The 23,026-nt window shown below is 61.2% G+C and carries 19 protein-coding genes and 1 riboswitch; of the genes, 12 read left to right on the forward strand and 7 right to left on the reverse strand.

What is annotated here, in order from left to right:
- Window positions 1-48 precede the first annotated feature (48 nt).
- Window positions 49-777: an SDR family oxidoreductase gene (locus PMI07_RS13205; protein ID WP_007751813.1), complete on the forward strand. Its 729-nt coding sequence runs from the start codon at window positions 49-51 to the stop codon at window positions 775-777.
- A 2-nt stretch (window positions 778-779) separates the two neighbouring features.
- Window positions 780-2,417, forward strand: a complete 1,638-nt coding sequence (locus PMI07_RS13210; RefSeq protein ID WP_024163783.1) for an FGGY-family carbohydrate kinase — start codon at window positions 780-782, stop codon at window positions 2,415-2,417.
- A gap of 94 nt (window positions 2,418-2,511) precedes the next feature.
- On the opposite strand, the gene PMI07_RS13215 is transcribed toward PMI07_RS13210, so the two are convergent.
- The 3 genes from PMI07_RS13215 to PMI07_RS13225 form a co-directional block, all read right to left on the reverse strand.
- On the reverse strand, window positions 2,512-3,336 hold the full coding sequence (locus PMI07_RS13215) for an ATP-binding cassette domain-containing protein (RefSeq protein ID WP_007754704.1): 825 nt from the start codon (window positions 3,334-3,336) through the stop codon (window positions 2,512-2,514).
- A gap of 183 nt (window positions 3,337-3,519) precedes the next feature.
- Window positions 3,520-4,245 (reverse strand): histidine utilization repressor, encoded by a 726-nt coding sequence (gene hutC / locus PMI07_RS13220; RefSeq protein ID WP_007754705.1) that lies wholly within the window; start codon window positions 4,243-4,245, stop codon window positions 3,520-3,522.
- A complete protein-coding gene (locus tag PMI07_RS13225) occupies window positions 4,242-5,585 on the reverse strand; it encodes a formimidoylglutamate deiminase (RefSeq protein ID WP_007754706.1) in 1,344 nt (447 codons plus the stop codon). The genes hutC and PMI07_RS13225 overlap by 4 nt, the downstream gene beginning before the upstream one ends.
- 98 nt (window positions 5,586-5,683) lie before the next feature.
- Between PMI07_RS13225 and hutI the strand changes: the two genes are divergently transcribed.
- From hutI to PMI07_RS13250, 5 genes are read left to right on the forward strand one after another with little or no spacing between them, the layout of a single operon-like run.
- Window positions 5,684-6,937, forward strand: a complete 1,254-nt coding sequence (gene hutI, locus PMI07_RS13230) for an imidazolonepropionase (RefSeq protein ID WP_007754707.1) — start codon at window positions 5,684-5,686, stop codon at window positions 6,935-6,937.
- Window positions 6,934-8,469: a histidine ammonia-lyase gene (gene hutH / locus PMI07_RS13235; RefSeq protein WP_007754708.1), complete on the forward strand. Its 1,536-nt coding sequence runs from the start codon at window positions 6,934-6,936 to the stop codon at window positions 8,467-8,469. The genes hutI and hutH overlap by 4 nt, the downstream gene beginning before the upstream one ends.
- On the forward strand, window positions 8,470-9,288 hold the full coding sequence (gene hutG, locus PMI07_RS13240; RefSeq protein WP_024163784.1) for an N-formylglutamate deformylase: 819 nt from the start codon (window positions 8,470-8,472) through the stop codon (window positions 9,286-9,288).
- A 13-nt stretch (window positions 9,289-9,301) separates the two neighbouring features.
- Window positions 9,302-10,975: a urocanate hydratase gene (gene hutU, locus PMI07_RS13245; protein ID WP_024163785.1), complete on the forward strand. Its 1,674-nt coding sequence runs from the start codon at window positions 9,302-9,304 to the stop codon at window positions 10,973-10,975.
- 4 nt (window positions 10,976-10,979) lie between these two features.
- Window positions 10,980-11,564: a HutD family protein gene (locus PMI07_RS13250; protein WP_007773928.1), complete on the forward strand. Its 585-nt coding sequence runs from the start codon at window positions 10,980-10,982 to the stop codon at window positions 11,562-11,564.
- A 38-nt stretch (window positions 11,565-11,602) separates the two neighbouring features.
- Here PMI07_RS13250 and nrdF read toward each other — a convergent pair whose 3' ends face one another.
- The 4 genes from nrdF to nrdH are packed head-to-tail and all read right to left on the reverse strand — an operon-like array spanning window position 11,603 to window position 15,377.
- The gene (gene nrdF, locus PMI07_RS13255; RefSeq protein ID WP_024163786.1) at window positions 11,603-12,577 is read right to left on the reverse strand and encodes a class 1b ribonucleoside-diphosphate reductase subunit beta; all 975 of its coding nucleotides are present in this window, start codon (window positions 12,575-12,577) and stop codon (window positions 11,603-11,605) included.
- A 26-nt stretch (window positions 12,578-12,603) separates the two neighbouring features.
- Complete coding sequence (nrdE, locus tag PMI07_RS13260; protein WP_007771117.1) at window positions 12,604-14,730, reverse strand: class 1b ribonucleoside-diphosphate reductase subunit alpha; 2,127 nt, start codon at window positions 14,728-14,730, stop codon at window positions 12,604-12,606.
- The gene (nrdI, locus tag PMI07_RS13265) at window positions 14,727-15,140 is read right to left on the reverse strand and encodes a class Ib ribonucleoside-diphosphate reductase assembly flavoprotein NrdI (protein ID WP_007771116.1); all 414 of its coding nucleotides are present in this window, start codon (window positions 15,138-15,140) and stop codon (window positions 14,727-14,729) included. The genes nrdE and nrdI overlap by 4 nt, the downstream gene beginning before the upstream one ends.
- Before the next feature lie 12 nt (window positions 15,141-15,152).
- Window positions 15,153-15,377 carry a glutaredoxin-like protein NrdH gene (gene nrdH / locus PMI07_RS13270; protein ID WP_007771115.1) on the reverse strand — a complete coding sequence of 75 codons (225 nt, stop codon included), beginning with the start codon at window positions 15,375-15,377 and terminating at the stop codon, window positions 15,153-15,155.
- Between the two features lie 250 nt (window positions 15,378-15,627).
- Window positions 15,628-15,852: riboswitch (cobalamin riboswitch) on the reverse strand.
- Between the two features lie 240 nt (window positions 15,853-16,092).
- On the opposite strand from nrdH, the gene PMI07_RS13275 reads away from it, so the two are divergent.
- The 5 genes from PMI07_RS13275 to fhuB all read left to right on the forward strand — a co-directional run bounded on the left by PMI07_RS13275 (window position 16,093) and on the right by fhuB (window position 22,993).
- Window positions 16,093-16,548, forward strand: a complete 456-nt coding sequence (locus tag PMI07_RS13275) for an RNA polymerase sigma factor (protein ID WP_245277134.1) — start codon at window positions 16,093-16,095, stop codon at window positions 16,546-16,548.
- Between the two features lie 79 nt (window positions 16,549-16,627).
- Window positions 16,628-17,563, forward strand: a complete 936-nt coding sequence (locus PMI07_RS13280; RefSeq protein ID WP_007771113.1) for a FecR family protein — start codon at window positions 16,628-16,630, stop codon at window positions 17,561-17,563.
- Window positions 17,564-17,662: 99 nt separating this feature from the next.
- Window positions 17,663-20,101, forward strand: coding sequence for a TonB-dependent siderophore receptor (locus PMI07_RS13285; RefSeq protein WP_024163787.1), 2,439 nt, complete (start codon window positions 17,663-17,665; stop codon window positions 20,099-20,101).
- A gap of 10 nt (window positions 20,102-20,111) precedes the next feature.
- Window positions 20,112-20,996 (forward strand): ABC transporter substrate-binding protein, encoded by an 885-nt coding sequence (locus PMI07_RS13290; protein ID WP_081760695.1) that lies wholly within the window; start codon window positions 20,112-20,114, stop codon window positions 20,994-20,996.
- Window positions 20,993-22,993 carry a Fe(3+)-hydroxamate ABC transporter permease FhuB gene (gene fhuB / locus PMI07_RS13295; RefSeq protein ID WP_024163788.1) on the forward strand — a complete coding sequence of 667 codons (2,001 nt, stop codon included), beginning with the start codon at window positions 20,993-20,995 and terminating at the stop codon, window positions 22,991-22,993. The genes PMI07_RS13290 and fhuB overlap by 4 nt, the downstream gene beginning before the upstream one ends.
- The last annotated feature ends 33 nt before the right edge of the window (window positions 22,994-23,026 follow it).

Raw genomic sequence — 23,026 nt, forward strand, 5'->3', positions numbered from 1 at the left:
CCATTCTGAAACCCGTAACGACTGTATAAAATCGAAGCAAGGAACGACATGAGACAGGATCTTTCTGGAAAGGTTGCGGCGGTGACCGGTGCTGCCTCGGGCATCGGCCTCGAATGCACCCGAGCCCTCTTGGCCGAAGGTGTGAGCGTCGCCCTTGTCGACAGGGCCGCAGATACGCTGGAAACACTGTGCTCGGAATTGGGACCGAACGCTTTTCCGCTGGCGATCGATCTGACCGATTCCACCAGCGTCGTAACGATGATGCCCCGCATCCTCGATCGGTTCGGCAAGCTCGATATCTTCCACGCCAATGCCGGCGCCTATATCGGCGGAGACGTCGTGGATGGCGACCCGGATGCCTGGGACCGCATGCTCAATCTCAACATCAATGCCGCCTTCCGCTCCGTCCAGGCCGTGCTGCCGCACATGGTCGAGCGCAAGACGGGCGACATCATCATGACCAGCTCGATTGCCGGCCTGGTGCCGGTCGTCTGGGAGCCGATCTACACCGCCTCGAAACATGCGGTGCAGGCTTTCGTTCACACCGTGCGCCGCCAGGTCGCCAAACACGGCATCCGTGTTGGCGCGGTTGCCCCAGGCCCGGTCATCACGGCGCTGATCAGTGATTGGCCCCAGGCAAAACTCGATGAAGCGATCGCGGCGGGAGGATTGATGGAAGCGACGGAGGTCGCCGAAGCGGTCGTGTTCATGCTCTCGAGGCCCCGCAACATCACGATCCGGGATCTGGTGATCCTGCCGCTCAGTACGGATCTCTGACCATGGCCCGCTTCTTTGTCGGCATCGATGTGGGAACAGGCAGTGCGCGGGCCGGCGTGTTCGATGAAGCCGGCACTTTGCTGGCATCCGCGAAGCGCCCGATCACTATTTGGCACGAGCCCGGCAATATCGTCGAGCAATCCAGCGAACAGATATGGCAAGCGGTCTGCGAGAGCGTCCGGGAAGCAGTCGCTGCGGGCGGCATCCAGCCGTCCGCAGTCGCCGGAATAGGTTTCGACGCGACCTGCTCGCTGGTTGTCGTCACGGCCGACGGGAAGCCGGTCTCGATCAGCCCCTCGGGAGACGCCAATCGCAATATCATCGTGTGGATGGATCACCGCGCCGCCGGCGAGGCGGCGGAGATCAACGGAGGACAGCACGAGGTCCTGCGCTATGTCGGCGGCCATATCTCGCCGGAGATGGAAACACCCAAGCTTCTCTGGCTGAAGCGCCATCTGCCTCGATCCTTTGCCGAGGCAGACCATTTCTTCGATCTCGTCGATTATCTGACCTTCCGCGCAACGGGATCACTCAGCCGGTCGGCCTGCACCGTCACCTGCAAATGGACCTATCTGGCACACGAGAACCGCTGGGATGCCGCATATTTCAAGGCGATCGGCCTTGGAGAACTCGCCGACGAGGGCTTCATCCGGATCGGAAACGACATCGTCGATCCAGGTAGCCCGCTTGCGAGCGGCTTGACCCGGAAAGCGGCCGCCGATCTCGGCCTTATGCCGGGAATCCCTGTCGGCGCGGGCTTGATCGATGCCCATGCGGGCGGTATCGGCACGCTCGGCGGTGAAGACGCCGAGGGCCAAGCAGACGTCCGGAACAGGCTCGCCTATATTTTCGGGACCTCCGCCTGTTCCATGGCGTCCAGCGAAAGGCCGGTATTCGTGGATGGCGTATGGGGACCCTACTACTCGTCCATGGTTCCGGACCTGTGGTTGACGGAAGGCGGCCAGTCGTCGGCAGGAGCTGCCATCGATCATCTCGTCACGATGCACCCTGCATCCGTTGAAGCGCGCGCAAGAGCTGACGCCGACGGGATCTCGCTGGTTGCCTGGCTTGACCGCGAAGCAACACGACTGTGTCCTAACCTCACCCGGGCCGTGGAACTCGCAGGCTCTGTCCACGTCCTACCCGAATTCATGGGCAACCGGTCTCCCCATGCCGATCCTGATGCGCGGGCCGTCATCGCAGGGCTCGGGCTGGAAACCGATATTCCCAGTCTGATTTCGCTCTTTGTCGCCGGGCTCTGCGGCATCGGTTATGGTCTCAGACAACTCCTGGACAAGCTATCGCAGAACGGCATGGTCTTCGACCTGATCATTGCCAGTGGCGGTGCGGCGCAAAGTCACCTTGTGCGGCAGATACTGGCGGACACGACAAACCTGCCCGTGACGGTTGCCGATACCGAGGAGCCGGTTCTGCTTGGGAGTGCGATGCTCGGGGCCGCGGCCGCAGGCAGATATGGTTCACTGCAGGAAGCCATGAGGGCTATGTCAAGTCTCTCGACGCTCTACAGGCCCGCAGAAGGCACTGTCCGTGAGATGCACGATCACAGATACCGCGCCTTTGGACGGCTTCAGGATGTGGAAAGGCAGATACGGTCGGATCGCCGAACTATGCCTTCTTGAACCGGGTTGAACCGAGAACCACATTCGAGGCGCGCAAAACATCGGCCCTGTAGATGGAATGCGGATAAGTGCTTCAGTCGCCTACTTTCTCCCGTCAGCATGGCAACCCGACCGGCAACCCGGTTTGCGGATGCGCCATGATGGCCATGTCGATGCCGTAGATTTTCTTGAGCACGCTCGGCGTCATGATCTCCGGTGGCGTTCCGCGAGCAATCAACCGGCCGGTGTGCAACGCAATGATTTCGTCGCAGAACCGCGCCGCCATATTGACGTCGTGCAGGACGAGCAGGACACCGAGCCCCTTCGAATGACTGAGCCGCTGGACCAGCGTCAACACCTCGATCTGATGCGAGACATCGAGTGCCGAGATCGGTTCATCGAGCAGGAGGCATTCCGCATCCTGGGCGACCAGCATAGCCAGCCACACGCGTTGGCGTTCTCCACCGGAGAGTGTATCGACGAGACGATCCGCCATGCCGGACACATCCGTCAGGGTCATGGCTTCGTCGACTTTGTCGCGATCGATCTTTCCGAAACGGCCAAGCGCGCCATGCCAAGGATAGCGCCCGAGCGCCACGAGTTCCTTGACCAGCATGCCGTTCGCCGCCGGCGTCTGCTGCGGCAGATAGGCAAGCTTCCGGGCGAACGGCCGGTCACCCCATTCCGAGAGATACTTCCCTTCGAAAAGCACCGTTCCGTTGGAGGCCGGCTTTTGCCGTGCCAGGACTTTGAGCAAAGTCGATTTGCCGGAGCCATTATGGCCGATCAATCCGATCGTCCGCCGGGCTGGGATTGTCATTGTCAACGGCTGCAGAAGCGACTTGCCAGGAACGGTCAACGACACATCCTTCAGATCGAACAGAGGGGTTTCCCTATGCCGATGCTCGCTGGTCGTATTGCTGAGAAGAGCTCCAGTCATCGGGTAATCCTTTCTGCGGATGAGAGATGTGGGCGACGGCTTTCGGCTCGGAGTGATGTGTGGGCCGCGACCGCCGCAACGTCTATGCCAGCAGGATTGCGGCCGGCGCAAGGTCTGCTCCGGCCCAGGCGGCGGAAAGAGACGGTTGCACCGTTCTGTCTCAGGACTGTGGGTAAGCGTGGCCTAGCTCTCTCCGCCGGGCGTGAAGCGGGCGACCAGCGCATGTCGATCCCCCGGATAGGTGAAGCGTACGAATGTCACCGGGCCACTGCTGCCCCAGGTCCGTCGTTCGATGACGAGACAGGCTGCGTTCCTGGAAATGTCGAGTGTCTTTGCAACTTCCGCAGTGGCCGACAGTGCGTAGATCCGATGTTCCGCAGTGCTCCATGGGATCTGGCTGATGAGCCAGGTCCCCGGCGCCGATTTCGAAAAATCCTCGCTTTCTGCCTCAGGAACGGTCGCAAGGTTGATCAGCCGCTCCTCAAGGCAGAACGGCCGTTCGCCCGCATGATGAAGACAGACGAGATCGAGGACCGAGGCCGTTTCCGAAAGCTCCAGATGTTGCCTGTCGACAGGGCTCGCCTCGCGCAGAATCCGCTTTTCCAGCCGGTAGGAATAGGGAAGCTTCAGGGAGCGGACCTCTGCTTCGATACTGTGGATTTCAAGCACTGCGGCCTGGGTCACCGGTTGCGAAACGAAGCTGCCGGACTTCTTGCGCCGCTCAATCAGCCCGGCCCTTGCCAGATGCGTCAGCACTTTGTTGGCGGTCATCCGCGAGCAGCTATACTGCACGGCAAGATCGACCTCGAACGGCAGGCGATAGCCCGGAGGCCATTCACCGGAGACAATCCGTCCCTCTATGTCGCTTAAAATACGATGATGGAGGGTGGCTTCCTTGCCATTGGTCATAGTGTCAGCAATTCCTGCATTACCGTCCTGAACCGCCGGCCGATCGCATCCCGCCGGACATGCCGCCCGCCCTCGACCTGCTTGCGGCCAAGCGCCCAGACGCAATCCACGGCAATGCCGCCCGCAAATATCCAATGATCGAGAATCTGATTGGCGGCAAGGTAGGGAACGTGCTCGACGTCGAGCGAGACGATATCGGCGTAATTGCCTTGAGCCAGGCCAACGCCGGCGTTGAGCGCCATTCCGCCGCCGGAAAGCGCCGTCTCGAACAACCGCCTTCCTGTCGAACCTTCCGGCTGCGCAAGGACGTTGCGCTTCTTCAAGCCGAGGCGCTGGGAGTATTCGAGCTGGCGTAATTCCTGCGCGACTGAGATCAGTATGTTCGAATCAGAGCCGATGCCGAAGCGGCCATTCTGCCCGAGGAAAAGCTCGCCGGGGAAGATGCCGTCGCCGAGATTCGCCTCGGTGATCGGGCAGAGCCCAGTGATGGCACCACTTTCCGCCATGCGACGAGTTTCCTCCTCGGTCATGTGCGTCGCGTGGATGAGACACCAGCGCTCGGTGACCGGCGCGTTTGCGAGCAGCCATTCGACGGGCCGGGCACCGGACCAGGCAAGGCAGTCCTCGACCTCCTTCACCTGCTCGGCGATATGGATATGCACAGGCCCGTCACCCGCCATCCGCATCACCTCATCGAGCTCCTCCGGGGTTACGGCGCGGAGGCTATGAGGAGCAACGCCAAGTTCGGCGCCGGGCATGCGGGCGATCAGGCGACGGCAGCCTTCCATTGTCTTTGCGAAATCGTCCACCGAATGAATGAACCGGCGCTGTCCCTCGATCGGCGCCGCACCACCAAAGCCGGAATGCGCATAAAAGACCGGCAGGAGCGTCAGGCCAATTCCGGCTTCCACACTTGCGGCGCCGATGCGTTCGGCCATTTCGGCGATATTGGCATAGTGCCCACCGTCTCTGTCGTGGTGGAGATAGTGGAATTCGCCGACCCGCGAAAAGCCAGCCTCCAGCATTTCCATGTAAAGGTGTGAGGCAACGGCCTCGACCTGTTCCGGCGTGATCGACAGCGCGAACTTGTACATCAGCGTCCGCCAGCTCCAGAAACTGTCGTCGCCGGGACCGCGAACCTCTGTGAGGCCTGCCATGGCGCGCTGGAAAGCATGACTGTGCAGGTTCGGCATCGCAGGAACGAGCACCTTGTGACGCTCGCCATCTGCCGCCTCGGCGTCGATCTCCACTCTAGCGAGCCGGCCTGCCTCGATCGTCAGCCTTACATTCTGCTGCCAGCCTTCTGGCAGGAGAGCCAATTCCGCATGCAGCGTGGCCATGGACGCCCTTCCCTTTTCTTCGCGGAGACCAAAATCCCTCTTGTCACTCGGATTATTATGTATATACATGTTCGCCCATAAGGAAAGGCGAAAAGCTTATGGATGGGAAAGAATCTTCAAAAGCTGCAGCAGGCTCCGCATCGCTTTGGCACAATGCACGGATCGCCACTTTTGCTCCCTCGGCATCCGGCCTCGGCATTATCGAAGCCGGTGCGATCGCCGTGCGCGACGGGCGGATAACCTTCGTCGGCGCACTGGCCGACCTACCTGCCGAACTCAAAAATCCCGAAACCGAAACCGATTGCGGCGGGCGGTGGATCACCCCGGCACTGATCGACTGCCACACCCATCTCGTATTCGGCGGCGACCGCGCGATGGAATTCGAAATGCGTCTTGCGGGATCGACCTACGAGGAGATCGCCCGCGCCGGCGGCGGCATCATCTCATCCGTGAAGGCAACCAATACTCTCTCGGAAGATGAACTTTTGGGACAGGCGCTTCGCAGGCTGGACACGCTGCTGGCCGAAGGCATCTGCACGGTCGAGATCAAATCCGGTTATGCGCTGAATATCGAGGGCGAACTGAAGATGCTGCGGGTCGCCCGCAGACTCAGTGAAGTCCGGCCAGTGCGGATCGTCACGAGCTGGCTTGCCGCACACGCGACACCGCCGGACTACAAGGGCCGCAACGGCGATTACATCACCGACGTGGTCTTGCCAGGCCTTGAGACTGCGCATTCGCAAGGACTTGTCGATGCGGTCGACGGTTTCTGCGAAGGCATCGCCTTCTCGCCAACCGAAATCACCCGGGTTTTCGACAAGGCGAAAGCGCTTGGGTTGCCCGTCAAGCTGCACGCGGAACAGCTCTCCGATCTCGGTGGCGCGCGCCTCGCCGCCTCCTATGGTGCGCTGTCGGCCGACCATCTCGAATATCTTTCTGCCGCAGACGCCAGGGCCATGGCTGATGCCGGTACGGTCGCCGTGCTGCTGCCGGGCGCCTTCTATACGCTTCGCGAAAAGCAGGCCCCGCCTGTCCAGGCGCTACGCGATGCCGGCACGCGTATCGCACTTGCAACCGACAGCAATCCCGGCACGTCGCCGCTGACCTCGCTGCTCATGACCATGAACATGGGCGCGACGCTGTTCGGCCTGACGGTCGAAGAGTGCCTTGCCGGCGTCACACGCGAGGCCGCGCGCGCACTCGGCCTTCAGGCAGAAACCGGCACGCTTGAGGTCGGCAAATCCGCGGATTTTGCGATCTGGGATATCGAGCGGCCGGCGGAGCTTGTCTATCGCATCGGCTTCAATCCGCTGACGGCACGGATCTTCAAGGGCGAGAGGGTTTCCGCATGAGCATTGTACTGACACCCGGCTCGGTGAGCCTTCGCGAACTCCAGGACATCTACTGGAACGGAACGCCGGCGCGGATCGATCCTTCGTTCGACGCGGGGATCGAAAAGGCTGCGGCGCGGATCGCCCAGATCGCCGCCGGCAACGAGCCGGTCTACGGCATCAACACGGGCTTTGGAAAACTAGCGTCGATCAAGATCGACAGTGCCGATGTCGCCACGCTCCAGCGCAACCTGATCCTGTCGCATTGCTGCGGCGTCGGCGCTCCGCTTGCCGAGAATATCGTTCGCCTGATCATGGCGCTGAAACTCGTGTCGCTCGGTCGTGGCGCCTCCGGCGTCCGGCTCGAACTGGTACGCCTGATCGAGGCGATGCTGGAAAAGGGCGTGATCCCGCTCATCCCGGAAAAAGGTTCGGTCGGCGCGTCTGGCGATCTGGCACCCCTTGCCCATATGGCGGCCGTGATGATGGGCGAAGGCAAGGCCTTTTATCAAGGCAGCCTGCTGCCCGCCGCCGAGGCGCTTGCGAAGGCCGGATTGAAACCCGTCGTGCTTGCCGCCAAGGAAGGCCTTGCCCTGATCAACGGCACCCAGACTTCCACGGCCTTGGCACTGGCCGGCCTGTTCCGCGCCCATCGGGCTGCCCAGACAGCGCTGGTGACCGGCGCAATGTCGACGGATGCCGCCATGGGCTCTTCCGCGCCGTTCCATTCGGATATCCACACACTTCGCGGCCACAAGGGCCAGATCGATGCCGCCGCGGCTCTGCGTGCCCTGCTGTCGGGTTCGGTCATACGCGAAAGCCATCTGCAAGGCGACGAACGGGTGCAGGACCCCTATTGCATCCGCTGCCAGCCGCAGGTGGACGGCGCCTGCCTCGATCTGCTGCGCTCGGTCGCCCGCACGCTCGAGATCGAAGCCAATGCAGTGACCGACAATCCGCTGGTGCTGTCAGATGATAGCGTTGTTTCGGGCGGCAATTTCCACGCCGAGCCGGTGGCGTTTGCCGCCGACCAGATCGCGCTTGCCGTCTGCGAAATCGGCGCGATCGCCCAGCGCCGCATTGCGCTGCTCGTGGATCCGACCCTCTCCTACGGCCTGCCGGCATTTCTTGCGAAGAAACCGGGGCTCAATTCCGGCTTGATGATCGCGGAAGTCACATCCGCCGCCCTGATGTCGGAAAACAAGCAGATGTCGCATCCGGCCTCCGTCGATTCGACACCGACCTCCGCCAACCAGGAAGACCACGTTTCGATGGCCTGCCACGGGGCACGCCGGCTTCTGCAGATGACCGACAATCTTGCGACCATCATCGGCATCGAGGCGCTGACGGCGGCTCAAGGCGTGGAACTGCGCAAGCCGCTGACGACCAGCCCCGAACTCCAGAAGGTGATCGCCACCATCCGCTCCGCCGTTCCGAGCCTGGAAGAGGACCGCTACATGGCGAATGATCTGAAAGCCGCCACCGATCTCGTCGCCACGGGCGCGCTCGTCGCATCCGTTTCACCGGATATCCTGACGGATCTGGAGGCGTAGATGACTGTTGTTGAGACCAGACAGGGCGCCTCCCCCGTCATTCTCGGCTTTCCGCATACGGGAACCGATGTGCCCTCGGCGATCTGGGAGCGGCTGAACGACAACGGCCGCCTGCTGGCCGATACGGACTGGCACATCCACCGGCTTTATGACGGGCTTCTGGCGGATGCAACGACCGTGCGCGCCACCTTCCACCGCTACGTGATCGACGCCAACCGCGATCCGCAGGGTGCAAGCCTCTATCCCGGCCAGAACACCACGGGCCTGATCCCGGAGACGGATTTCGACGGCAAGAGCATATGGAAACAGGATGCCGCGCCAACCGAGGCCGACACCACAGAGCGGCTGCGCGATTTCCATGCGCCCTATCATGCCGCGCTCGCAGCCGAGATCGAACGGGTCAAATCCATTCACGGCATTGCCGTGCTCTACGATTGCCACTCGATCCGCTCGCATATCCCGTACCTGTTCGAGGGCATCCTGCCTGATTTCAACATCGGCACGGACACGGGCAGGACCTGCGCGCCGGCAATCGAAGAGGCGGTGCTCGCCGTGACGGCGGCGGCGTCGGGCTACACCAGCATCCTCAACGGCCGCTTCAAGGGCGGCTGGACGACACGGTTTTACGGCAGGCCGGAAACCGGCGCCCATGCCATCCAGATGGAACTTGCCCAGTCCACCCATCTCGCGGCGCAGGCCCTGCCCTTTGCCTATCATCCGACCAAGGCAGAGCGGCTGCGCGTCCATCTGAAAGATATCCTGACGCGGATCGAGCGGGTCGCCCTCGACCTCGCCTCACAGAAAAACAACAACCGATAAAGGGAACGTTCCGATGACCAATCCCCGACCCAATATCCGCGAAATCCGCGCCCCGCGCGGCAACCAGCTCAACGCCAAAAGCTGGATGACGGAAGCGCCGCTGCGCATGCTGATGAACAATCTCGACCCGGACGTGGCGGAAAATCCCAACGAACTCGTCGTTTATGGCGGCATCGGACGCGCTGCCCGCACCTGGGACGATTTCGACCGGATCGTCGCGACGCTGAAGACGCTCACGGAGGAGGAAACGTTGCTGGTGCAATCCGGCAAGCCGGTCGGCGTGTTCCGCACCCACAAGGACGCGCCGCGCGTGCTGATCGCCAACTCGAACCTCGTGCCCCATTGGGCGACCTGGGACCATTTCAACGAGCTGGATAAGAAAGGGCTGGCCATGTACGGCCAGATGACCGCCGGTTCGTGGATCTATATCGGCACCCAGGGCATCGTGCAGGGCACCTACGAGACGTTCGTGGAGGCCGGACGCCAGCATTATGACGGCAACCTCAAGGGCAGATGGATCCTGACCGGCGGCCTCGGCGGCATGGGCGGCGCACAGCCGCTTGCCGCCGTCATGGCCGGTGCCTGCTGCCTGGCCGTCGAATGCAATCCGGACAGCATCGATTTTCGCCTGCGCACCCGCTATGTCGACGCCAAGGCGGAAACGCTCGACGAAGCCATGGAGATGATCACCCGCTGGACCGCCGCCGGCGAGGCAAAATCCGTCGGCCTGCTCGGCAATGCCGCGGAGATTCTGCCCGAAATGGTCCGTCGCGGGATCCGTCCGGACATGGTCACGGACCAGACCTCCGCCCACGATCCGATCAACGGCTATCTGCCGAAGGGCTGGACGATCGCCGAATGGAAGGCGAAACGCGAAAGCGATCCAAAGGCGGTGGAAAAAGCCGCCCGCGCCTCGATGCGCGAACATGTGGAGGCAATGATCGCCTTCTGGAACGCCGGCATCCCGACACTCGACTACGGCAACAATATCCGCCAGGTCGCCAAGGACGAAGGGCTGGAAAACGCCTTCGCCTTCCCGGGCTTCGTGCCGGCCTATATCCGCCCGCTGTTCTGCCGCGGCATCGGCCCGTTCCGCTGGGCCGCCCTTTCCGGTGATCCGGAAGATATCTACCGTACCGACGCCAAGGTGAAGGAGCTGCTGCCGGACAACACGCATCTCCACAACTGGCTCGACATGGCGCGTGAACGGATTTCCTTCCAGGGCCTGCCGGCGCGCATCTGCTGGGTGGGCCTCGGCGTCCGCCACAAGCTCGGCCTCGCCTTCAACGAGATGGTTCGCAATGGCGAGCTGAAAGCGCCGATCGTGATCGGCCGCGACCACCTCGATTCCGGTTCGGTCGCCTCTCCCAATCGAGAAACCGAAGCGATGAAGGACGGTTCGGATGCGGTGTCCGACTGGCCGCTCCTGAACGCGCTCCTGAATACCGCATCTGGTGCCACCTGGGTATCGCTACATCACGGCGGCGGCGTGGGCATGGGTTATTCGCAGCATTCCGGCATGGTCATCTGCTGCGACGGCACGGTGGATGCCGACCGCCGGATCGAACGCGTGCTCTGGAACGACCCCGCCACCGGCGTCATGCGCCACGCGGATGCCGGCTACGAGATCGCTATCGATTGTGCCACGGAAAACGGTCTTCGCTTGCCGGGTATTCTCGGAAACTGAAGCTATGAAAATCCTGCGCGCATCCGACTACAAGCGAATGCCGTGGAAGAACGGAGGCGGCGAGACAGTGGAGATCGCCGTGTTTCCCCCGGGCGCGTCGATCGAGGATTTCGACTGGCGCATCAGCATGGCGACCGTCGCCTCGGACGGACCGTTCTCGATCTTTCCCGGGATCGACCGAACCCTGTCGATCCTCGCCGGTGCCGGGATGGAGCTCACGATCGATGGCGACACTTCCCTTGTTCTTGATCTCAATTCCGAACCCTGTCCATTTCCCGCCGACAAGCCGGTCTTGGCAAAGCTTGTGAATGGTGTCGTAACCGACCTCAACGTCATGACGCGACGCGGTCGGTTTTCCCACCGCGTCAGCCGGCAGCCGGCTCCCCTCTCGCTATCGCCGTCCGCCTCCTTGAGGTTCGTTCTTGCGACCGGAAACCACACGATCGCCTTCGGTTCGGAGAAAGCTGAACTCGGGCCACTTGACTGCCTGGCCTTAGAGGCCGAAGCGACCAGCGACCTCGTTATCTCAGGGGGCACAGGTGTTTTCCTGATAGAGTTGGATCCCGACGGTGGGGCCGATTTGCGCTAACGCTCTCAGCTAGGGTTCAACAAGCGCGATCCCACCGTTCAGAAATCCCAATCCTCGTCTTCGGTCGCGACCGCCTTGCCGATGACGTAGGATGACCCGGAGCCGGAGAAGAAGTCGTGGTTCTCGTCGGCATTGGGCGAGAGCGCCGACAGGATTGCCGGATTGACCTTGCAGGCTTCAGGCGGAAACAACGCCTCGTAACCGAGGTTCATCAGCGCCTTGTTGGCGTTGTAGTGCAGGAATTTCTTGACGTCTTCAGTCAGCCCGACGCTGTCATAAAGCGCCTCCGTATATCTCGCCTCGTTGTCGTAGAGTTCGAGCAGCAGGTCGAAGGCGAAATCCTTGATCTCCTGGCGTCGCTCCTCGCTCAGCCGATCCAGCGTGCGCTGGAACTTGTAGCCGATGTAGTAACCGTGCACCGCCTCGTCACGGATGATGAGGCGGATCATGTCCGCGGTATTGGTGAGCTTGGCACGGCTCGACCAGTACATCGGCAGGTAGAAGCCGGAATAGAACAGGAAGCTTTCCAGGAAGACGGACGCCACCTTCTTCTTCAGCGGATCACTGGTCGCATACTGTTCCATGATCAGCATCGACTTCTTCTGCAGGAACTCATTCTCCTCCGACCAGCGGTAGGCATCGTCGACATCCGGCGTCGAGCACAGCGTCGAGAAGATCGACGAATAGGATCGCGCGTGAACCGCCTCCATGAAGGAGATATTGGAGAACACCGCCTCTTCATGCGGCGTGGCGGAGTCCGCCATGAGGCGGACGGAGCCGACGCCGTTCTGGATCGTGTCGAGCAGCGTCAGGCCCGTGAAGACGCGGATTGTGAGCTGCTGCTCCTCCGGCTTCAGCGTGCCCCACGAGGGAATATCGTTCGACAACGGCACCTTTTCCGGCAGCCAGAAATTGCCGGTGAGGCGGTTCCAGACTTCGAGGTCCTTGTCGTCGTCGACGCGGTTCCAGTTGATGGCGCGCACGCGTGCGACAGGCTTGATGGCAATGTTCATTTTGATGTCCTTGAAATCTGGTCTGATCACAGCGTGCAGGAAACGCAGCCCTGCACTTCCGTGCCTTCGAGCGCCATCTGGCGAAGCCGGATGTAATAGATGGTCTTGATGCCTTTTTTCCAGGCATGGATCTGCGCCCGGTTAATGTCGCGGGTCGTTGCCGTGTCGCGGAAGAACAAGGTCAGCGACAGGCCTTGGTCGACATGCTGGGTGGCCGCCGCATAGGTGTCGATGATCTTCTCCGGCCCGATCTCGTAGGCATCCTGATAATATTCGAGATTGTCGTTGGTGAGGAAAGCCGCGGGATAATAGACGCGACCAATCTTGCCTTCCTTGCGGATCTCGATCTTCGAGACGATCGGATGGATCGAGGAGGTCGAGTGGTTGATATAGGAGATCGACCCGGTCGGCGGCACGGCCTGCAGGTTCTGGTTATAGAGTCCCGAGGCCATCACCGCCTGCTTCAGCGCCAGCCATTCCTCCTGCGTCGGGATCGCGATGCCCGCCATTTCGAAGAGTTCCTTGACTCGCTCCGTTACCGGAACCCACGCGCGCTCGGTATATTTGTCGAAATACTCGCCTGAGGCGTATTTCGAGTTCTCGAAACCCTTGAAGCTCTGGCCCCGCTCGACTGCCAGCCGGTTCGAGGCGCGGATGGCGTGATAGGTCACCGTGTAGAAATAGATGTTGGTGAAGTCGATGCCCTCGTCGGAACCGTAGAAAATGCGCTCGCGGGCGAGATAGCCGTGCAAGTTCATCTGGCCGAGGCCGATCGCATGGCTGTCGTCATTGCCCTTTTCGATCGACGGCACCGAGGAGATGTGGCTCATCTCGGAGACCGCCGTCAACGCCCGGATGGCCATCTCGATGGTCCTGCCGAAATCGGCCGCATCCATCGCGGCTGCAATGTTGAGCGAGCCGAGATTGCAGGAAATGTCCTTGCCCATATGGCTGTAGGACAGATCGTCGTTGAAGGCACTCGCCTGGCTCACCTGCAGGATTTCCGAGCAGAGATTGCTCATGGTGATGCGGCCGGCGATCGGGTTGGCGCGGTTTACCGTGTCTTCGAACATGAGGTAGGGATAACCGCTCTCGAACTGGATTTCGGCGATCACCTGGAAGAAGTCGCGCGCCTTGATCTTCTTCTTGCGGATGCGGCTGTCCGCCACCATCTCGCGGTACTTTTCCGTCACCGAGATTTCGGTGAAGGGTACCCCGTAGACCCGTTCGACGTCATAGGGCGAGAAGAGGTACATGTCCTCGTTGTTCCTGGCGAGCTCGAAGGTGATGTCGGGAATGACGACGCCGAGCGACAGGGTCTTGATCCTGATCTTCTCGTCGGCATTCTCGCGCTTGGTATCGAGGAAGCGCATGATGTCGGGATGGTGGGCATTCAGGTAGACCGCACCCGCTCCTTGCCGCGCGCCGAGTTGGTTGGCGTAGGAGAACGAGTCTTCCAGCAGTTTCATGACCGGGATGATACCGGAGGACTGGTTCTCGATATGCTTGATCGGCGCGCCGGCCTCGCGGATGTTGGTAAGTGACAGCGCCACCCCGCCGCCGCGCTTTGACAGCTGCAGCGCCGAATTGATCGAGCGGCCGATGCTTTCCATGTTGTCTTCGACGCGCAGCAGGAAGCAGGACACAAGCTCGCCGCGTTGCTTCTTGCCGGCATTGAGGAAGGTCGGTGTCGCCGGCTGAAAGCGGCCGGAAATGATCTCGTCGACGAGATCGCGGGCCAGTGCCTCGTTGCCGCGTGCCAAAGTCAAGGCCACCATGCAGACGCGGTCTTCATAGCGCTCCAGATACCGCTTCCCGTCGAACGTCTTCAGCGTATAGCTTGTGTAATACTTGAAAGCCCCGAGGAAGGTCGGAAAACGGAACTTCCTGGCATAGGCCTCGTCGAACAGGTCGCGGACGAAGTTGAACGAATACTGGTCCAGCACCTCACGCTCGTAATACCCCTCGGTCACGAGGTAATCGAGCTTTTCCCTGAGATTATGAAAGAAGACGGTGTTCTGGTTGACGTGCTGGAGGAAATATTGCCGTGCCGCCAGCCGGTCCTTGTCGAGCTGGATTTTGCCATGCTCGTCATAGAGGTTCAGCATCGCGTTGAGGGCGTGGTAATCTAGGTCGGATTCCGATGTCTTCATCGGTATTTCGAAGGTTGTCGCGTCCAAAATCGTTCCAATCCGTGTCTGACGTTCGCGACATCCTCATCGGTGCCAAGCAGCTCGAACCGGTAGAGGTACGGCACACGGCACTTGACGGAGATGATGTCGCCGGCGATCCCGAAGGTCGCTCCGAAATTGCTGTTGCCCGCAGCGATCACGCCGCGGATGTTTTCTCGGTTTGCCGCCTCATTGAGAAAGCGGATCACCTGTTTAGGCACAGCTCCCTTGCCGCCTTCGCCACAATAGGTCGGGACAATCAGCACATAGGGAGAGACCGCACTAAACGCCTCGCCGGTGCTGATGGGAATGCGCCGGGCGGGAAAGCCGAGCCGGGTCACGAAGCGATGCGTGTTCTCAGACCGGCTGGAGAAGTAGACGATCTCACCCATCGCTTGACGTCTTCAAGCCGCGAGCGAGTCGATCATGTCCGGACGAAATCCCGCCCAATGAAGCTCACCCACCACGACCACGGGAACCTGGCGATAGCCGAGGCCCTGCACGAACTGGTAGGCAGAGGGATCAGTGGACACATCCACGACCTGATAATCGATGCCCTGACGGTCGAGCGCCCGGGTGGTTGCCGTGCACTGGACGCAGGCAGGCTTGCTGTAAACGATAATGCTCATTGTGTTCCTCGTGCAGGATTAAAAGCATGGAGTATCGGCCGGTGATCCACCGATGCCCGTGCGACAAATCTGAAATTGGATGGCGACCGCGCTCAGTCGCCGGACGTCAAGCGCCCGCTACTCGCGCAGATACTGAACTTAATAATGCGGCATAGACTTCACCCCGAAGTGGCTCATACGGGAGATCGGGGGAAGCGGCGCATGCGGCATCATCCCGCACATCATCCGCGACCTCCGGACACCCCGCCCGTGGACGTTTTCGTTTTGAGGCAGGTCTCCTGGCTCACGGGTCGCAGCATCCAACTCGCCTTCCCGACGCCTTCCGGCGTCAGTGGCTGATTTGAGCGGATGCTCGCCGCTTACAGTTGCGGGGGCAGCTCCGGCATTGCGCACTCATCATGAGCGTCGCGCACCGAATTCCCATCTTAGCTTTCGACCCATGCGAATCGAAAGAACCTCGAACACTAGATATAGTAGTCGAGGTTAGATTCGCGTCAACGGATAGAGATCAAAATACGCGAAAATTTCTCCGGCTTCGGAGGATCGGGCTGAAAGCAACGTGCGTCGATCCCGAGTCACGTCTCAATTCCGCATAAAACATGAAGATAATAGTCATGATTTTTTGGCCAAGCCTCTTGCCGCCCCCCGGGGCGGCGGTATAGTCGGCAGCATGGACGATATCCGTAGACGCGATTTTCTTGAGGTTTTCCTCTCCGTGAGAGAACGCCTTGCTGCCGCCATTCAACGGCGGGTGGAATGTGCGGCGACCACGGCCGACCTCACGCAAGATACGTTTCTGAGGCTCTGGGAGCGACCTGGTCTTCTGCGCGACGTATCCGATCTGGCGGGCTATTTCGTCACCACCGGACGTAATCTGGCGGCCGACCATGAACGTCGACGGCGCATCGCACCTTTCGTCGCCGGCGTCGATCATCTGGAATACGTCGCGGACAACCGTCCCTCCGCCGAGGATGTGGTTCTCAGCCGCGATGAATTGAAGAAACTGCAGGAAATCGTCAATTCGCTGCCGCCGAAATGCCGGCAAGTCTTCCTACTCTCGCGGATAGAAGGGTTGAGCTATGTCGAGATCGGCGCGAAGCTCGGCATTTCTCCCAAAACGGTCTTCAGCCATATGGTGACTGCGCTGGAACGGCTGAAAGCCGGAATGTAAGCAGTTTCATTCGTCATGCCGAACCAGATTTCTCCCCGTCCTGTTCGTTCTGTTTATGGGTTTTGAGGAATCGCGTCGCATGGAAGAAGTGCCCGAGGGCCGCAGACAAACAGAGGATGAGATTTCCCGCAGGGCAGCGGAGTGGTTCGCGCTTCTGCTGGATGGTAACGAGACCGCGTCCGACCGCCAGGGTCTTCGGGAATGGCTGCTTGCCGACGAGAGGCATGCGAAGGCGTATGCCGAACTGGAACGGTTGTGGTCCGGGGCCGGCATCGTCAATGATCTCGGCAAGACGCCGTCCGCTTCACGGCGGACCGTTCTGAAAACGGGCGGGGCCGCCATCGTGCTCGCCGGCGCTGTCTGGGGCGGCATGCGCCTCTTCAGTCCCTCAGCGGTTTACAGCACGGGAACGGGCGAGACCGCCTCGGTGACGCTGCCCGATGGTTCGGTCGCCACGTTGTCGACCCGGACCGCATTGGCACTCAATTTCGATGCGGAACGGCGCCGGGTCGTGCTTGAAAAGGGCGAGGCGTTTTTCCAGGTTGCACCGGACGCGTCACGCCCCTTTGTCGTCGAGGCCTCGGATCTCTTTTCAAGAGCGCTCGGCACTGCCTTTTCAGTCGGCTTCCAGGAAGACGGGATCGCGGTGACGGTCACCGAGCATGCGGTCAGCGTTTCCAGCGGCGACAAATTCCAGCGTGTCGAGCAGGGACAAAGCCTGATCTACCGAAACGGGCGGATGTCGATGCCTCTCAAGACGGATGTCGAGACGCAGCTTTCCTGGAGGAGCGGCAAGCTGGTTTTCCTCTCTACCCCATTTCGAGATGTCATATCGTCTCTCTCCCGCTGGCGCACCGGCAAGATCATCGTCATGGACGACAGGCTGGCGCAGAGCCCGGTGACGATCATCGTCGACGTAAAGCGGTCCGATACCATCCTCGACACGCTGGCGCTTGGACTGCCGATCAAGGTCCAGACCCTGTCACCGTGGCTGACCTTTATTTACCCGAGATAAATATTTCAAAAATCACTCAGGTTTTTGGGGAAAGCGTTCGTCCCCATGATCAGAGCGCATGTATCGCGCTGGTCTGTCGCGTTGCCAAGGGGGATTTTCGTGTCGCGTCTTATCATCAATCGCCATCTGCCGAGCATGTCGGCAGGATCGTTCCGCAAGCTGCTTCTGGCGACTGTCTGCGTCATTCCGCTCTTTCAGGCCATGTCGGCAGCGGCGCAGGCTCCTGCATCCTCCTACACGTTCTCGATCCCTGCCCAGCCACTGTCATCAGCCTTGGTGCGCTTTTCCTCGGTGACGGGTATAGACGTGCTTTTCAACGGCGCCCTGCCTGCCGGCGCTCGCACACAGGGTCTCAGCGGTTCCGCGTCACCGGAGGAAGCGCTCAGACGGCTGCTTGCCGGAAGCGGTCTTTCCTGGCGGTTCCAGGGGGCCAATACCGTTGTGCTGACGGATCCGACCAGCACCAACACCGCCGCATCGGCTGGCGGTGCCACGGAACTTGCGCCGATCATATTGAGTTCGGAGACCGCCTGGGGGCCGGTGGACGGCTTCGTGGCGACCCGCAGCGCGACGGGCACCAAGACCGATACGCCGCTGATCGAGACGCCGCAGTCGATTTCCGTGGTCACGCGCGATCAGATGGACGTGCAAGGGGTCAACAGCCTCAACAGCGCGCTGCGCTACACCCCAGGCGCCAGCGGCGACCTCTATGGCACGGACAATCGCGGTCTCGGTGTCCAGCTCCGCGGCATGGGCACGGGCAATAGCGGCATCTTCTATCGCGATGGCCTGCAGCTCAAAGACTCCAACTTTACCATGTTCAACGCGATCGAGCCCTATGGCGCCGAGCGCTACGAGATCCTGCGCGGTCCGGCTTCCGTTCTTTATGGACAGGCCACACCCGGCGGCTTGATCAACTATGTCAGCAAGCGGCCGACCGAAGACGTGCTGCGCGAGGTCGAGATTGTGGGCGGGAGTTTCGAGCATTATGAGGGCCGGTTCGATTTCGGCGGGCCGGTGGGTAGCGAAGACACGCTGTTCTATCGCATGACGGGCGTGGTGCGCGACAGCTCGACGCAGATCGATTTCGTCGACGATGACCGCCTCTTCCTGGCGCCGGCGATCACGTTCAAGCCGGATGAAGACACAAAGCTCACCGTTCTCGGTCAGTATCAGCGCGACCGTTCGGGCTGGGCCATGCAATATCTTCCGGCATCCGGTACTGTTTTTGGCAGCCCTTTTGGCAAGATCCCGAATAGCCGTTTCGTCGGCGAGCCCGCTTTCGACGAATACAACAATACGCTCGGTTCCGTCGGTTACGAATTCGAACACCATTTCAACGATGCATGGCAGATCCGCCAGAACGCGCGCTATGTCTGGCTGACCCATGAGGAACAGGGCGTTTTCGGCGCCGGGCTGCAGGCGGACGGCCGGACCTATGATCGTTATGCCGACGGCGGCAGCACCAATCTCCAGGGCGGCACGATCGACACGCAGATCATCGGCGAGTTCGATACGGGTGAGTTGGCGCACACCCTGCTCGCCGGTATCGACTTCAAGCGCCACTATTTTCGCGACTACGCGTCGAGCGGTGACGTGGATCCGCTCGACATCTTCGAACCCGTCTACGGCAGCCCGATCGGTCCGATGACGCCTTACCGGAACACCGAGACCGTTCAGAGCCAGCTTGGCGTCTATGGACAGGACCAGATCAAGCTCGATCGGTGGACGCTGACATTGGGCGGCCGTTACGACTGGGCATGGGGAACGGCGCGTGACGCCATCGACTCCGCCAACAACGTGAACATGAAAGACGACGCATTCACCGGACGCGCCGGCCTCGTCTATCTCGCCGACAATGGCCTGGCGCCATATGTGAGCTATACGGAATCTTTCAACCCGGTCATCATGGCCGGATTCGAACCGGAGACAGGCCGCCAGTATGAGGTCGGTATCAAGTATCAACCTCCGGGCTCAAACTCCTTCATGACTGTGTCTGCCTTCGATCTCTCCCGCCAGAATGTCGTGAGCTACAGCGGTCCGGGCGGAGGCACGGTTTCGCAGACCGGTGAAATCACCTCGCGCGGGATTGAAGTCGAGGGCGTGGCAAGCCTTGATTCCGGTTTGGATGTGCGGCTCGCCTACACCTATCTCGACACGGAAGTAACAAAGGAAACCAGCGGGGATTCTGTCGCCGGAACAAGTGATCTCGGCACCACACCCTTCGGCGTCGCCCGGCACCGTGTCTCGCTCTGGGCGGACTATGAGTTGCAGGATGGACCGCTGGAAGGGCTCACCATTGGCGGCGGCGTTCGATATGTGGGCAAGACCTGGGGCGATGACGCCAATACCTTCAAGGTTCCCGGCTATGTGCTCGCCGACGCCGCCCTCAGCTACAAGAAGGACAATACGACACTCTCGCTCAACGTCAGCAACATCTTCGACAAGGATTACGTCGCTTCCTGCTTTGCCGACAGCTTCGGTTGCTTTTACGGCGAGGGTCGCCGGATCACCGCCTCGGTGCGGGTTACATGGTAAGGAAGGCAGCTTGAGCGCTGGCTTCCATTCTCCGACGAGGCGCACGTTCCTGGGCGGGACGGGCGCCTTTGCCGTTTTCCCATCTTGCGGTTTTACGTCGTCTCCTCCCCGGCGCGTCGCCTGCCTGGAGTGGACGGCCGCCGGGATGGTCATGTCCCTTGGGCTTGCGCCGATCGCCGTCGGCGATCTCAAAGGGTACACGCAATGGGTCGAGCAGCCGACATTGCCGGAGACGACGCTCGACCTCGGGTCACGGGGCGAGCCGAGCCTCGAGCTGCTGGAAGAGCTCAATCCGGACTTGATCATCGCGACCTACGGCTACGGATTGGAGATCGGGGATTTTGAACGTTTCGCGCCAACCTATGACCTTTCCCTCTATGCCGAGAAAAACTCGCCATATGCACAGGCCAAACGGGAGACGCAAAGGCTTGGCGAGCGCCTGGGACGGGAGCGCGAGGCAGAAGCCCTTCTTATCCAGACGGAGCGAACGATTGACGAATCTCGCCGGCGGCTCGCAGATCGCAAGGCTACCCCACTCTGCCTCTTCACCTTTTTTGATGACCGGCACCTGCGCATCTACGGTGCCGGCAGCCTGCTTCAGAATGTGATGGACCGGCTGGACATCCGGAACGCATGGGACCGCGAGACAAGCGAATGGGGGATTTCGACCGTCGGCGTGGAGCAGCTCGCAACCATCGGCGACGCCCGGCTCGTTTGCCTGGAACCGATCATGCCGCATGCGGTGCGGATGATGCGCGGAAGTTCATTGTGGCAAAACCTGCCCGCCGTGCGTGCCCACCCGATTACCACCATTCCCACCCTCTGGCCGTTCGGCGGACTGGATGTAGCGGCCCGTTTTGCGGCGCTCCTCGCCGACAACCTGGTTTCGGCATGATAACCGGCTCGCGGATTTCGCTGGAGTGGAGATCGACACCATTCGCCATTCTTGCCCTCCTGGCATTTGCCGGTCTTTGCCTTGTCCTGACCTCGCTTCGGCTTGCCGAGCTGCTGCCGTTGAACCTCTGGTGGAGCGCATTGATCGCACCTGAGATGACCGATGTCGGGCAGTTGCTCTTCCATCACTCCGCCATTCCCCGTGTGGCTGTCAGCATCGTCGCTGGCGCGGCGCTCGGCCTTGCGGGAACGATCTTCCAGCAAACGCTCCGCAATCCGCTCGCCGAGCCCGCAACCGTCGGGACGGCAGCGGGCGCCAACCTGGCACTCGGCACAGCCGCCATCCTTGCGCCATTTCTCCTGCAGACCGGTCGCGAACTGGTGGCGATCGGCGGCGGCGCGCTGGCGACGGCGGCGGTCATTCTGCTCGCCTGGCGCCGACATCTCTCGCCCGTTTCACTGGTGCTCGCAGGCCTCGTCGTCAGCCTGGTCTGCGGTTCGGCAAGCGCGCTCCTCGTCGTTCTCGACCGCGACTACATGACCGAGCTTTTTATCTGGCAGACGGGATCCCTCATCCAGAATGGCACGGCTGTGGTGACGAACCTTTCGGTCAAGCTGCTGGTCGGATTTGCCCTGGCGACAAGCCTGATCCGGCCGATTCGCATTCTCGAGCTTGATGATGAGAGTACCCGCAGCCTCGGGGTTTCCCCCGGGTTACTCCGGTTGGCAGGTCTGGCCGTCGCCGTCTGGCTAAGTGCTGCCGTCGTTGCCGCGGTCGGTGTCATTGGTTTCGTCGGGCTCGCAGCGCCGCATATCGCAGGAGCGCTCGGTGCACGCACTTTTGCGCGGCGGATGGTTGTGGCGTCGGCCGGTGGCGCCTTGCTCCTTTGGTTCACCGACCAGCTCGTCCAGGTTCTCCCTCTGCCGGAAGAAGTGCCGACAGGCACGGCGACAGCGCTCATCGGGGCGCCATTGCTTCTCTTCCTTCTGCCGCGCATGCGCGTAATCATGCCGACGCAGGGCGGATCCGACATTGCGTCGCCTCGCCATGTGATCCGTTGGTGGATGCCGTTTGCGGCGATAGCCACAATGGCCTTGACGATTGCCCTCAGCCTGTTTTTCGCGCGCGGCGTCGATGGATGGCATTGGGTTTCCGGAGCCGAACTTGCAACCTTCCTGCCGCTACGCCTGCCGCGTGCGCTCGTTGCGCTCTCGGCGGGCGCGATTCTCGCCGTCTCCGGAACGCTCATACAACGCATGACGGGCAATCCTATGGCTTCGCCGGAGGTACTCGGCATATCTTCCGGGGCCGCCATCGGCGTTGTCCTGCTGTTTCTGGTCGGCATCGAACTCGACCGGACGAACATGATCCTGGCGGCTACGGCCGGCGCATTGCTGACGCTCGGGGTAATCGTGCGGATGGCCGCAAGGACATTCTTTTCGCCCGACCATATCCTGCTTGCGGGAATTTCCCTGTCAGCCGTCGGCACGGGGCTTGCTGCGCTGGTGCTGGCAAGCGGCGATCCGCGCATCGATTTTCTGCTCGCCTGGCTCTCCGGCTCGACCTATCGGGCGACCCTGAGCGATGCGGCAACGGCAGGCTGCATCTTGCTTGTCATCCTGGCCGGTTCACCGCTCATGGCGCGCTGGTTGGAAATCCTGCCGCTCGGCCAAGCGACCTCGATGTCGCTGGGCATTCCGCTGAAGACCGTGCGGCTCTCCATCCTCCTGGCGGCCGGACTCTCCGCGGCAGCCGCAACCGTGTTTGTCGGGCCGTTGAGTTTCATCGGGCTGATCGCGCCACGTGCCGCTGACTATCTCGGTTATCATCGGCCGCTGCCTCAGCTTTTCGTCAGTGCGTTCCTCGGTGGTGTCACAATGGCGATCGCCGACTGGCTCGGCCGGACGCTCATCTTTCCCTGGCAAGTGCCTGTCGGCCTGCTGGTCGCCCTCGTCGGTGGTCCGTTTTTTCTCTGGCAGATTGCGATACGGAGATGAGCGGCATTCTTCAGGCTTCATCATGCGCGTCGA

Origin of the sequence: Rhizobium sp. CF080 (assembly GCF_000282095.2) — a bacterium.
GTDB lineage: Bacteria > Pseudomonadota > Alphaproteobacteria > Rhizobiales > Rhizobiaceae > Neorhizobium.

Excerpts from the sequence above, each read along its gene's own strand:
- PMI07_RS13250 (WP_007773928.1), top strand. The coding sequence starts at position 10,980 with ATGAAAATCCTGCGCGCATCCGACTACAAGCGAATGCCGTGGAAGAAC.
- PMI07_RS13215 (WP_007754704.1), bottom strand. The coding sequence starts at position 3,336 with ATGACTGGAGCTCTTCTCAGCAATACGACCAGCGAGCATCGGCATAGG.
- PMI07_RS13210 (WP_024163783.1), top strand. The coding sequence starts at position 780 with ATGGCCCGCTTCTTTGTCGGCATCGATGTGGGAACAGGCAGTGCGCGG.
- PMI07_RS13205 (WP_007751813.1), top strand. The coding sequence starts at position 49 with ATGAGACAGGATCTTTCTGGAAAGGTTGCGGCGGTGACCGGTGCTGCC.
- nrdE (WP_007771117.1), bottom strand. The coding sequence starts at position 14,730 with ATGAAGACATCGGAATCCGACCTAGATTACCACGCCCTCAACGCGATG.
- hutH (WP_007754708.1), top strand. The coding sequence starts at position 6,934 with ATGAGCATTGTACTGACACCCGGCTCGGTGAGCCTTCGCGAACTCCAG.
- PMI07_RS13225 (WP_007754706.1), bottom strand. The coding sequence starts at position 5,585 with ATGGCCACGCTGCATGCGGAATTGGCTCTCCTGCCAGAAGGCTGGCAG.
- nrdH (WP_007771115.1), bottom strand. The coding sequence starts at position 15,377 with ATGAGCATTATCGTTTACAGCAAGCCTGCCTGCGTCCAGTGCACGGCA.
- nrdI (WP_007771116.1), bottom strand. The coding sequence starts at position 15,140 with ATGGGTGAGATCGTCTACTTCTCCAGCCGGTCTGAGAACACGCATCGC.
- PMI07_RS13280 (WP_007771113.1), top strand. The coding sequence starts at position 16,628 with ATGGAAGAAGTGCCCGAGGGCCGCAGACAAACAGAGGATGAGATTTCC.
- nrdF (WP_024163786.1), bottom strand. The coding sequence starts at position 12,577 with ATGAACATTGCCATCAAGCCTGTCGCACGCGTGCGCGCCATCAACTGG.
- hutI (WP_007754707.1), top strand. The coding sequence starts at position 5,684 with ATGGATGGGAAAGAATCTTCAAAAGCTGCAGCAGGCTCCGCATCGCTT.
- fhuB (WP_024163788.1), top strand. The coding sequence starts at position 20,993 with ATGATAACCGGCTCGCGGATTTCGCTGGAGTGGAGATCGACACCATTC.
- hutC (WP_007754705.1), bottom strand. The coding sequence starts at position 4,245 with ATGACCAATGGCAAGGAAGCCACCCTCCATCATCGTATTTTAAGCGAC.
- hutU (WP_024163785.1), top strand. The coding sequence starts at position 9,302 with ATGACCAATCCCCGACCCAATATCCGCGAAATCCGCGCCCCGCGCGGC.
- hutG (WP_024163784.1), top strand. The coding sequence starts at position 8,470 with ATGACTGTTGTTGAGACCAGACAGGGCGCCTCCCCCGTCATTCTCGGC.